This window comes from Microbulbifer flavimaris, from assembly GCF_001641755.2.
GTDB lineage: Bacteria > Pseudomonadota > Gammaproteobacteria > Pseudomonadales > Cellvibrionaceae > Microbulbifer > Microbulbifer flavimaris.
Genome location: NZ_LRFG02000001.1, coordinates 340,725 through 351,671, shown reverse-complemented (window position 1 = coordinate 351,671; position 10,947 = coordinate 340,725). Strand labels below are relative to the sequence as shown.

Here is a 10,947-nt window from a genome sequence, read left to right as displayed (position 1 = left end):
AACTCTTATTACATGACCTGCGCCGGAGGCCTCCCCCGCCCCCGTGCCGGCCGTCACCACTCGCCGGTGTTCTCCATGGAAGCCCAGGGCTCCTGCGGCTCCAGGGAGTCGCCCTTCTGCAGCAGCTCGATGGAGATACCGTCCGGAGAACGTACAAAGGCCATATGACCGTCACGGGGCGGGCGATTGATCGTCACTCCCTCATCCATCAGGCGCTGGCAGGTGGCGTAGATATTATCCACACGGTAGGCGAGATGGCCAAAGTTACGGCCACCGCTATAGGTTTCCGGATCCCAGTTGTAGGTCAGCTCCAGAAGCGGCGCCTTGTTCTCCCTGGCGCTCTCCGCGTCACCGGGAGCCGCCAGGAACACGAGAGTAAAGCGCCCCTTGTCGTGGTCCATGCGGCTGACCTCCTGCAGGCCCAGCTTTTCGCAGTAGAACTTGAGAGACTCCTCAAGGTTGGCGACGCGGACCATAGTGTGCAGATATTCCATCGAGTAACTCCTCATCACGTTGGCAAAAGAGCGCATTGAACGGCGGGGTGACTGCCAGATCCAATCGATTGTGCGCATACCTTCGATCAAACAGCCGAATACGCCGGCCGGCAGGCTGAAGGCTATCGCGGTGCGATTATAGCGACAGAGAGGCTACAATCGCCGGAGCACAATAAGAGTTCACCGGATCGGATACCAGCACCAAATGTATCAGAAATACTATCGAGAATTTCTCCAGGCCACCGCAGCTGACCCGGATGCCGCCTACCCTACCCTGCACATGGCCTGCCATTCCCACCACTTCTGGCCCGACGTGACGCGGGAAGCCATGTCTCAGTACTGGCAGGACGCCGCAACCCACGTCGATAGCAAGTGGGAGCTGATCTTCGGCGAAAAAATCCCTGACTGGCAGCGCGCTGTGGCGCAGACGTTGAACCTGCCGGACCCACAGCGTATCGCCATCGCCCCGAACACCCATGAGCTGGTCTACCGGCTTGTAAGCGCCTTCGACCCGAGCAAGACCTTGCGCATCCTCACCACCGACGGCGAGTTCTACAGCTTCGCCCGCCAGCTGCAAAGGCTGGAGGAGGAGCCCAATGTCGAGATCACCCGAATCCACCGGGAACCCTTCGACTCCCTGGCAGACCGCTTTGAGCAGGAACTTCATCGGGGGGACTACCAGCTCGCCTACGCCAGCCAGGTGTTTTTCGGATCGGCGGTGGTATTCCCGCGCCTGATGGAAATCGCCGACAACAAGCCGGAGCGCACGGAATTCGTCATCGACGGCTACCACGGCTTTTATGCGTTGCCGACCGATCTCGGCGAAGTCGCTGACAAGGTGTTCTACACCGCGGGCTCGTACAAATACCTGGGCGCCGGCGAAGGCCTGTGCTTCATGAGTATTCCCGCGGACTGCACACTGCGGCCCCGCAACACCGGCTGGTTTGCCGAACTGGCAGAGCTGGAAAACCGCGCAGATCGTGTGGGTTACGCGGATAACTGGCTCAGGTTTGCCGGTGCAACCATGGATTACTCCGCCCTGTACCGCGGCCTCGCCGTCATGCAGCAGTTTGCCCGCGACGGCGTAACAGTCGAAAAAATCCATCAATATGTAAAGGCCGCACAGCAGCGCTTCCTCGATACCATGGACAGTGCCGCCCACCCGCTGCTCAATCGCGACACCCTGATTCATCATGACCTGCACAACGGGCATGGCCATTTCTTTACCTTCGACTGCACCACTGCGGAGAAATCCGAGCAGCTGCAGGAAGAGCTGCGCCATCGCGGGGTACTCTGCGATCGGCGCCAGCGGCTGTTGCGACTCGGCTTTGCCATCTACCATGCCGAGAATGAGGACTACCAACAGGTATTTGGTTGAGTTCCGCTGAGATGAACGGCACTCAGGTGCCGTTCAGTTTGAGAACATTAGGATACGTTTTCTCGATGGCCCGCTGACACCGGTGCCAGAACACAAAAAGGAAGATGTTATGAACATGGTAAAGATCTCGTTGACTGCCCTGCTTGCCCTCATGCTGACGGCCTGTGGCAATGACGGCGCCCCCCGGGAGCATGGCACTCTGGTCTCCATCTCTGCCCAGGGCGAAGCGACGCGGGTACCCGATGTAGCCGGCATCAGCGCGGGTGTGGTGACCGAGGCAGAGGAGAGCGATGCGGCCATGAAGGCCAACGCCAAGCAGATGGAGAAAGTCATCAAGGCGATCCGGAAAGCGGGTATTGAGGAGAAGGACATCCAGACCTCGGGTATCAGCCTGACGCCACGCTATGAATATCCGCAGAATACCGCCGGCAGTCCCAACCGCCCCGGCCGCACCCTGGTTGGCTACGTCGCCCGAAATACCGTCAACCTGAAAGTGCGCGATATCGGCAAGCTCGGCGATGTGCTGAGTGCCCTGACCGAAGCCGGCGCCAACCAGATCCACGGCCCCAGCCTGGAGGTCGGCGACCCCGAGCCGGCCCTGGCGGAAGCCCGCCAGCAGGCGCTGGCAAAGGCCCAGGCCCGGGTACAGACCTATGCTGATGCCCTGGGCATGAAAGTGCATCGCCTGGTCAGCGTGTCGGAAGGTGGCAGTGGCGGCATGCCGCGCCCGATGATGCGTGCAGAAATGGCCTCGGCAGATGCCCGCACGCCGGTGGCGCCGGGGGAGACCACATTATCGGTCAACCTGGACCTGGTGTTTGAGCTGGAGGACTGAGCGACTCCAGCGGCTCAACGAAAGAGTAAAGGCGCCTCACGGCGCCTTTTCTTTTTGTGCGTCAGAGATTATTCCGCAGCTCGCACTGGCTTGAACACCTCGCCACCTTTCATCACGAACCGCACCCGCTGCAACTCGGAAATATCCTCCAGTGGATTTCCTTTCACCGCAATGATATCGGCATGCTTGCCCGGGCTGATGCTGCCCAGTTCATCTTCCGCACCCAGTAGCTGGGCCGCATTCCAGGTGGCACTGCGAATGGCGTCCGCTGGCGTCATCCCCGCTCTCACCATCAGCACAAACTCCCTGCCGTTGTCCCCGTGGCGACTGACGCCGCTGTCAGTGCCAAACGCAATTTTGACCCCGCGCTTGTAGGCTTCGGCAAAGGTGTTCTGGATCAGGGGCCCGATGGTGGCCGCCTTGGTTCGCACAACATCGGGGAAGAAACCTTCCACGGCAGATTTCTCCGTTACCCACTCCCCCGCCAGGATGGTGGGTACATACCAGGTATTGAAGCGACGCATCAGGTCCATGGTTTCCGCGTCCATATAGGTACCGTGCTCAATGGAATCGACACCAGCACGAATCGCCCGCTCCATGCCCTCCTTGCCGTGGGCATGCACTGCGACAGTGAAACCATAATCCTTGGCCGTCTTGACGATCGCCTCCAGCTCATCGTCCATAAACTGCGGATTCTGGCCACTTTTGGCTACGCTGAGCACGCCGCCGGTGGCGGTAATCTTGATCAGGTCCGCTCCGTCCTTGTAGCGCTGCCGCACCGCCTGGCGCGCGCTGTCGGTACCGTTGACAACGCCCTCAGCCGGGCCGGGGCTGCCCATCAGCGCGTGACGATGGCCATTGGTGGGATCCGCATGACCGCCAGTGGTGGCAATAGACTTGCCAGCGGTGAAGATTCTCGGGCCGACAATGGTGCCGGCATTGATGGCATTGCGCAGGCTCACGGTGACATTGTCTTTGTCCCCCAGGTCCCGAACGGTGGTAAAACCTGCCGCCAGTGTTCGACCGGCGGTATCCACGCCGCGCAGGGTGTAATCGGCGGCGTTCCAGGTAAACGTCTCCATATAAGTGCGCGGACCAAACTCGTAGGCCAGATGCGTGTGCATGTCCATCAGTCCTGGCAGGACAGTGTAATCCCGCAGGTCCACCAGCTGTTGCCGCTCGCGCTTGGCAAAGCCCACCTGCACCGACTCGATACGACCGTCAACGACATGAATCGTCCGGTCCTCTAACAGCTGGCCGCGCTCGCTGTCAAAGAGCTTGCCTGCATAGATGGCAATCTCTTCGGCAGTAGCGGCAGCCGCTGCAAGAGAGGCGCCGGTAAAGACCAGCAGTGAAAACAGACGGGCGCGAAGGCGGGGGCGATTGGCATTTGTTGTCATTGTGGGTGGCCTGTGGGTGACATAAATTCTGCAACAGAGGTTAATCAGAGCCGCGCACTGGTGAAATCCTGGCTGGCGCGGCAAAAGCCCTACAATCTACCGCAATCGCGGAGCGGAGAGAAAGCCCAATGAAGATCTACGAGTTCGCCCAGGCCCCGAATTGTCGCCGTGTGCGCATGTTTCTCGCAGAAAAAGGCATCGATATCGAGTATGCACAGGTAGATATCGGTAAGGGAGAAAATCTCAGCGAAGAGTATCGGCGCCGCGACCCCAATGCCAAGGTACCCGTTCTGGAGCTGGACGATGGCACCTGTATAGCCGAATCCGTGGCCATCCAGCGCTATTTCGAGGAACTCAACCCCGAGCCGCCCCTGTTCGGCCGCGATGCCAAGGAGAAAGCACTGGTAGAGATGTGGACCCGTCGGGGCGACTTCAACATGATGTTCAATGTGGGCATGTGCTTTCAGCACACCACCGGTTTTTTCGCCGACCGCATGAAGGTATTTCCGGAATTTGGCGAGGAGAGCGGCAGGAAGGCAGTGGAGTTCTTTTCTGTGCTTGACCGACACCTGGAGGGAAACCGTTACCTCGTGGGCGACTACTTCTCGGTGGCGGATATCGGCATGCTCTGCTCGCTGGACTTCGGCCGGGCCGTCAAACTGCGCCCGGAGCCAGAGCAACACCCCAACCTGATACGCTGGCGCGAAGAGGTAAGCGCCCGTCCCAGCGCCTCCGCCTGACAGCTGGTTGAACCGGCGATTGCCGCAACCTCACAGGGTTTCGGCAGTCGCTCCATCCACAATGCGTACATCCCGCTGCGGGAAGGGAATCTCAACACCGTTTTGCTGCAGCGTCTCGAGGATGATCAGCAGCAGGTCACCGCCGACCCGGTTGCGACCGTCATCCACCCCCACCATCCAGAATTCCACGAACATATTTACCCCGTTATCGCCAAAGCTGTCGATCTCGCAGTCCGGTCGCTCCTCAATAGGCAGGTCTTCTCCGCTCAGGACCTGGGGATGCTCTGAAACCGCCGCTTTGATGATCTCCACCACCTCTCGCATATTGGTGCTGTAAGCAACGGAAAAGTCCACCCGGTAGCGCTGCTTGCGGTTCTTCTGCGTCCAGTTCACGAAAGGTTCGGAGACAAACTTCTCGTTCGGGACAACAACATCTTTTCCATCAAAAGTTTCCAGCGTTACAGCGCGAAAGCTCAATTTCGACACTGTGCCGCAACGACCATCCTCCAGGCCGATGTAGTCCCCGAGGGTCACAGAGCGATCCATGATGATGATCAGCCCGGAGATAAAGTTGGAGGCGATATTCTGCAGGCCAAAACCGATACCGACGCCCACTGCGCCGCCGAAAACCGCCAGTGCGGTCAGGTTGATCCCCATCAGGTTCAAAATCAGGATGAAGACCAGCGTGAACAGGGTAATTTCAAACAGCTTGGCCGCCACTTCCCGCGTGCGGTAATCCAGGGCCTCCTGGTTGCGGATGATGGTCTGCCCGGTGGAATTGGATACCCGACCCAACCAGAACAGCAGCGAACCAAAAATCAGTGCACGGGCGATTCCATAGGCGGAAATACGAATATTGCCCAGCTCGATCGCCATGGAGTCCAGCACACGGACGATGTCATCCAGGGCTCCAATGACATAGAGAAACAGGATCGGCATCCCCACCCAGCGGAACACGGTTGCCACGGCAGGCCGGGTGATGACCAGTTTTACAAAATCATTGAACAGCAGAATGATGGCGATGGCGAAAGCCGCCTGCACCACCCAGGTCTCCCCCCGGAACTGGGGAACAAACGCCAGGTCGAGCCGCAGGAGGACAATGGCCAACAACGGAAACAGCAGGCGCCCACAGCGGTAGACGAGCAAGTGAATCGGGGACTGCCGCGGGTGGGCCGGCGGACGCTTGAACCAGGGAACAAGCTTTACCAGCCGGTGGGCAATGACATATGCCAGCAGGTAGATGACAGAGATGATGCCCAGCTGCCCCAGCACTTCCATCTCATCTGTGGAGGTGAGTGCCTGGCCTACGTTTTGTTTTAATTCTTCCAGTAACTCTTCGGTTTCCATCTACTCGTCCAGCAAAGCGAATCGACTCGCCCAAGCGCGAGCCGACCTGTAACCGCCGCGAAATATCAATCGAATAGCCGCCCCCTCTCAATCAGGCCTCTCAACCCGATATCCGGGCGGTGGTTGCGGACGGGATGCTTCAAGACACGCTCAATCTGATGTCTCGGTCTCACCGGCATGCACCACATCGGCCGGCAGGTCGGAGATATCCGGCCGGCGGCGACGACGGGTCTTGGCAGGCACCATGCCCCGCATGGCCTCCAGCTTGCCAAAGCACAGCAACTTGTCATTCGCCTCCAGTTCCCGCTCGGGCTTGGGGTTTGGTATGACCTTGGCGCCCCGATAGAGGGTAAGTACGTTGATATCGTGCTCGTAGAGCTGGGTCTCGCGGATGGTTTTGCCGACGAATTTCGCCCCCTCCGGAATATAGATCTCGCTGACCCCGTAGCCCTTGCTCACCGTCAATCGCTGGCGCACGTCGATCTCGGGGAAGTCCACCTGTGCCGCAATGTATTCGATCACCGCGCCGGCGACATCGAGCCCGGTACAGGTTTCAATACCCTCGAGGCCCGGCGAGGAGTTAACCTCCATGATCTGTGGGCCGCTGTTGCTCTCCAGCATGTCCACGCCGGCCACCTGGAGCCCCATGATCTGGGTCGCGCGCACCGCGGTCTCGACATATTCCGGCGGCAACTCGACACGCTCCGCAATACCGCCGCGGTGGACGTTGCTGCGGAACTCCTGGCCCTGGGCGACACGGCGCATGGCGGCGACTACGCGATCACCCACCACAAAAGCGCGAATATCCCTTCCTTTGCTCTCCGCCACAAATTTTTGGATGAGGACATTCTGTTTCTGGCTCTGCAGCAGCTCGATGATGGCCTCTGCCTGCTTTACGGTCTCTGCCAATAGCACACCGATACCCTGTGTCCCCTCGATGAGCTTGATCACCACGGGTGCACCGCCGACCCGCTCGATGGCGGGCAATACGTCCCGCTTGCTGTGGACGAATGTGGTTCGTGGGATACCGATATGGTGCCGACTCAGCAGCTGAAGGCTGCGCAATTTGTCACGGGAATTATTGATGCCATGGGCAGTATTGGCACAGAAAACGTCCATCTCCTGAAACTGGCGCACCACCGCCGTGCCGTAATAGGTGATCGAGGCACCGATTCGCGGCAACACGGCATCAAAATCCTCAATCTGTTTTTGCCGATAGTAGAGATCGGGTGCGCCTCGCTCCAGGTCGATGGCAAATTTGATGGTATCGAGCACCTCCGCATCGTGCCCACGGTGACGGGCCGCTTCCGTCAGACGCTGTGTGCTGTAACAGTCGGGGCTTCTGGAGAGGATCGCGAGCTTCATGAGGGGTCACCTTTTTATTGTGCAGTCCACATGCCGGGGCTGTGGGACCGAATGAATGACCGTGCAGGAGTCCAGTGGGACCCCATGCACAACAGGAATGCGCCCCACACCTACTATTCCGATTGCCGTTGAGAGCTCAACCGTCCAAGCCGGGGGCTACTGAAAAAACGCTGGATAACTGCATTATTATCACAATTGTCATCGCGCCAATGCGCCACCAGCGGGAAGACTGACAGGCTCTCCGCCGGCACGGCAATGACCCGAGACAATGGCCCAAAGCAATGGCGAGGGCGAATGCTGACGTGGGATCTTGTGCAGCTCCAGCACCTAGCCTAATGGCTACGCGCCAGATTACCAGTGCATCGCCGGCAATACTCGTATGAGTAGATTACCCCGCCACAGTCCGAATGATCTTCACTGCTTTTATGTACGCCCGGGCTCTACTCACAGTTCATGATCGAGTACCTGCACTGGGCCGACGTCCAGAGCCTCGATTTCCGGGCGGATTTTGTCGAGATCTCCCACAACCACCCAGGTAAACTGCCCCGGTGCGAGGAACTCCCTGGCCGCCGCCATGACCTGCTCTTCGTTCAGAGCCGCCACCCTCTGCGGGTAGCCGGCAATGTAATCCGGTGACAGGCCTTTCTCCAGCTGCCAGTTAATCATGGAGAGCAGCTGTCCCTTGGTCTGGAACGCAGCGCTTTGTTTCAGCACTTCGTCGTCCCGGTAATCCGATAGTTCCTCTTCCGTGATGGGGCGCTCCCCCAGGAAATCCCGGTATTCCTTCAACAGCTCCTGCAGGGCTGCGCCTGTCTTGTCGGTCTGTACCGGCGCGAACAGCAAATAGGGCCGGTTGCCCTCCGTATCGAGCGTCATCGCCTGCGCGCCGTAGGACCAGTGCTTGTCTTCCCGCAGGTTCATGTTGACCCGGGATGTAAATTTGCCGGCGATGACCGATGCCATGGCATCGAAGGCCTCGGCGCCCTCTTTCTGCCAGGGAGGCAGGATTAATCCGGCCAGGATGAAACTCTGCTCCGCGCCGGGCCGGTCGAGGAGGAAAATGCGCGGCTTTTCCGGGCGCTCCACGGCTGGCAGGTCGATTTTCGCCAGCGGTTCCTCGGGCGCGCGCCAGTCGCCAATGACGTCGTTCAGCATCGGCTCCAGTTGCTCGCGAGTCACATCCCCGACCACCGCCAGGGTAGCGTTATCAGGCCGCACCCAGGCTTCGTGAAAAGTCACCAGGTCATCCCGGCTGATCGATTTAACCCCCTCTACGGTACCGGAGCCGGTCAGTGGAGAGCCGTAGGGGTGATCCTCTCCGAACAGCAGCGGCGGCAGTTCCCGCAGGGCCAGCCCCTGGGGACGTGCCTTCTCCTGTGCGATGCCGTCAATACGATTGGATTTCACCCGCGCCAGATCCTCCTCGGGGAAACGGGGGCGCATGACCACATCGGCAAACAGTTCCAGTGACGGCTTCAGCTGTGTGGTCAGGGCGCTCAGGCCGATGGTGTTGTAGTCCAGCCCGCTGCCGGCACTGATCGTCGCCCCCAGTTCTTCCTGGCGGGAACTGAACTCCAGGCTGTCGTAGTCGCCGGCCCCCTCGCTCAACATCCGCGCGGTGATCGACGCAAGCCCCGGCTGGTCCCCATCCGCTGCAGCACCACTGCGGAACTGCAGGTTAAGGAAAACTGCCGGGGTATCGTGGCGTTCCGCCAGCACGACGCGCAGGCCGTTTTTTAGCGTAAATTCCTGCTGCTTCGGCAATTCCAGCTCCACCGTTTTATCCACCGGCGGCAACTGGCTGCGGTCGGCCCCCTCCTGCGCGGCGGCAAACTTTTCTTCGGGCTTGATGACCAGGGTATAGCTGTCCTCGGTGAGCCAACGCTTGGCCACGTCCTGCACCTCGGCAGCGGAAACCCTGGCATACTCATCCAGGCCCGCCAGCAGTGCGCCCGGGTCACCGTAATAAAACTCGGAGCGGGCCAGGATATCGGTCTTGCCCCCGAAACCGCCGACCTTTTCCAGACCCTTGACCAGGCTGGCGAACTCGCTCTGCTTAATACGTTTCAGTTCCTCGGCGCTGACACCCTGTCGCGCAAACTCACGCAGCTCTTCGTCAAGCAGTGTCTCGACTTTCTCCAGTGGTACTCCCGGTTTCACATCCACCATCAGGATGATCTGCCCTGCCAGCTGCCGCCCGTAGTAAAAAGCGCTGACACTGGTGGCCACCTGCTCATCGCGAACCAGGCGTCGGTAAAGCAGGGAGTTCTTGCGGTTGGCCAACAGCGATGTCATCAGGTCCAGCGCGTTCTCCTCGTCGCTACCGATGGCGGACACATTCCACACCCTGTAGATCCGCGTCTGCGGCACCTGGTCGGTCATCACCTCCCGCTTGTTGATATGCATGGGAATTTCCCAGTTCTGCACTCGCGGCGGCACGCTGGTGCTGGGAATATCACCGAAGTATTTCCGCGCCAGTGCCATGGCTTCATTCACCGTGATATCACCGGCGATGACGAGAATGGCGTTGGCCGGCTGGTAGTAGTCGGCAAACCACTGCTTCACATCCTCCAGACTGGCGTTATCCAGGTCTTCCATGGAGCCGATGGTGGTCCAGGAATACGGGTGGTGGGGCGGAAACGTACTGCGGGCGATGGTTTCAAAGGCTTTGCCGTAGGGCGCATTTTCTCCCTGGCGCTTTTCGTTCTTCACCACACCGCGCTGCTCGTCCAGCACTTCCTGGGTGATGGCACCACTGAAGTGCCCCATGCGGTCCGACTCCATCCACAGGGCCATGTCGACGGCCCCCTTGGGGACGGTCTCGAAATAGTTGGTGCGATCGCTGTTGGTGGTGCCGTTCATGTCGGTGGCACCGGAACGCTGGAAAGGCTCGAAATACTCGCCGGGATAGTTTTCCGTGCCGTTGAACATCAGGTGCTCAAACAGGTGCGCAAAGCCGGTCTTGCCGGGCTGCTCGTCCTTGGAGCCCACCTTGTACCAGATGTTGATGGCCACCACCGGCGCTTTGGAATCCTCGTGCACGATGACAGTAAGGCCGTTATCCAGACGCTCCTTGTGGAAAGGGATTTCAATCTCCGGCGCCTCCACAAACGCCTCACCACTGGTGGCAGCCGCCTTGCTGCTGGCCGCCGCCTCACGGTCCACGGTCAGCGCCCGGTGGGTCTCCTCTCCGTTGCGCTCGCCACCACAGCCCACAAGCATTGCACAAAGGAGTGCAACAGAAGACAGGACGGAGGGTTTTGCCATGTCGTTACCCGGAATTTGCTAAATGAAAAAGCCGACTCGAGAGCGATCACCAGTAAACCAGCAATACGTAGACCTGTATTGCAGCAGCCAGCCACCGTCATTCAGGAATTACAGGCGATCG

8 protein-coding genes and 1 pseudogene are annotated in these 10,947 nt (G+C 59.5%); 3 read left to right on the top strand and 6 right to left on the bottom strand.

The window, feature by feature from the left end; translation table 11 throughout:
* Positions 1-53: 53 nt before the first annotated feature.
* Entirely contained in the window at positions 54-494 is a 441-nt protein-coding gene (locus AWR36_RS01610; protein ID WP_067080050.1) for a VOC family protein, read from the bottom strand.
* A gap of 205 nt (positions 495-699) precedes the next feature.
* On the opposite strand from AWR36_RS01610, the gene AWR36_RS01605 reads away from it, so the two are divergent.
* Together AWR36_RS01605 and AWR36_RS01600 are read left to right on the top strand one after the other, a co-directional pair.
* Positions 700-1,872: a hypothetical protein gene (locus AWR36_RS01605; RefSeq protein WP_067080048.1), complete on the top strand. Its 1,173-nt coding sequence runs from the start codon at positions 700-702 to the stop codon at positions 1,870-1,872.
* A gap of 109 nt (positions 1,873-1,981) precedes the next feature.
* Entirely contained in the window at positions 1,982-2,707 is a 726-nt protein-coding gene (locus AWR36_RS01600) for an SIMPL domain-containing protein (RefSeq protein ID WP_067080046.1), read from the top strand.
* 68 nt (positions 2,708-2,775) lie between these two features.
* Here the strand turns inward: AWR36_RS01600 and AWR36_RS01595 are convergent, their stop codons facing one another.
* A complete protein-coding gene (locus tag AWR36_RS01595) occupies positions 2,776-4,107 on the bottom strand; it encodes a metal-dependent hydrolase family protein (protein WP_067080044.1) in 1,332 nt (443 codons plus the stop codon).
* Positions 4,108-4,235: 128 nt separating this feature from the next.
* On the opposite strand from AWR36_RS01595, the gene AWR36_RS01590 reads away from it, so the two are divergent.
* Positions 4,236-4,847: a glutathione S-transferase family protein gene (locus AWR36_RS01590; RefSeq protein ID WP_067080042.1), complete on the top strand. Its 612-nt coding sequence runs from the start codon at positions 4,236-4,238 to the stop codon at positions 4,845-4,847.
* A gap of 30 nt (positions 4,848-4,877) precedes the next feature.
* Here AWR36_RS01590 and AWR36_RS01585 read toward each other — a convergent pair whose 3' ends face one another.
* From AWR36_RS01585 to AWR36_RS01575, 4 genes and pseudogenes are all read right to left on the bottom strand, one after another.
* Complete coding sequence (locus AWR36_RS01585; RefSeq protein WP_067080039.1) at positions 4,878-6,194, bottom strand: mechanosensitive ion channel family protein; 1,317 nt, start codon at positions 6,192-6,194, stop codon at positions 4,878-4,880.
* 150 nt (positions 6,195-6,344) lie between these two features.
* Positions 6,345-6,653: a cation:proton antiporter regulatory subunit gene (locus AWR36_RS16330; RefSeq protein ID WP_231745245.1), complete on the bottom strand. Its 309-nt coding sequence runs from the start codon at positions 6,651-6,653 to the stop codon at positions 6,345-6,347.
* A pseudogene (gene rimK / locus AWR36_RS01580) lies at positions 6,636-7,559 on the bottom strand (30S ribosomal protein S6--L-glutamate ligase); the annotation flags it as partial. The gene AWR36_RS16330 and the pseudogene rimK, both read right to left, overlap by 18 nt.
* A 444-nt stretch (positions 7,560-8,003) precedes the next feature.
* Positions 8,004-10,826 carry a M16 family metallopeptidase gene (locus AWR36_RS01575; RefSeq protein ID WP_067080034.1) on the bottom strand — a complete coding sequence of 941 codons (2,823 nt, stop codon included), beginning with the start codon at positions 10,824-10,826 and terminating at the stop codon, positions 8,004-8,006.
* Positions 10,827-10,947 lie beyond the last annotated feature (121 nt).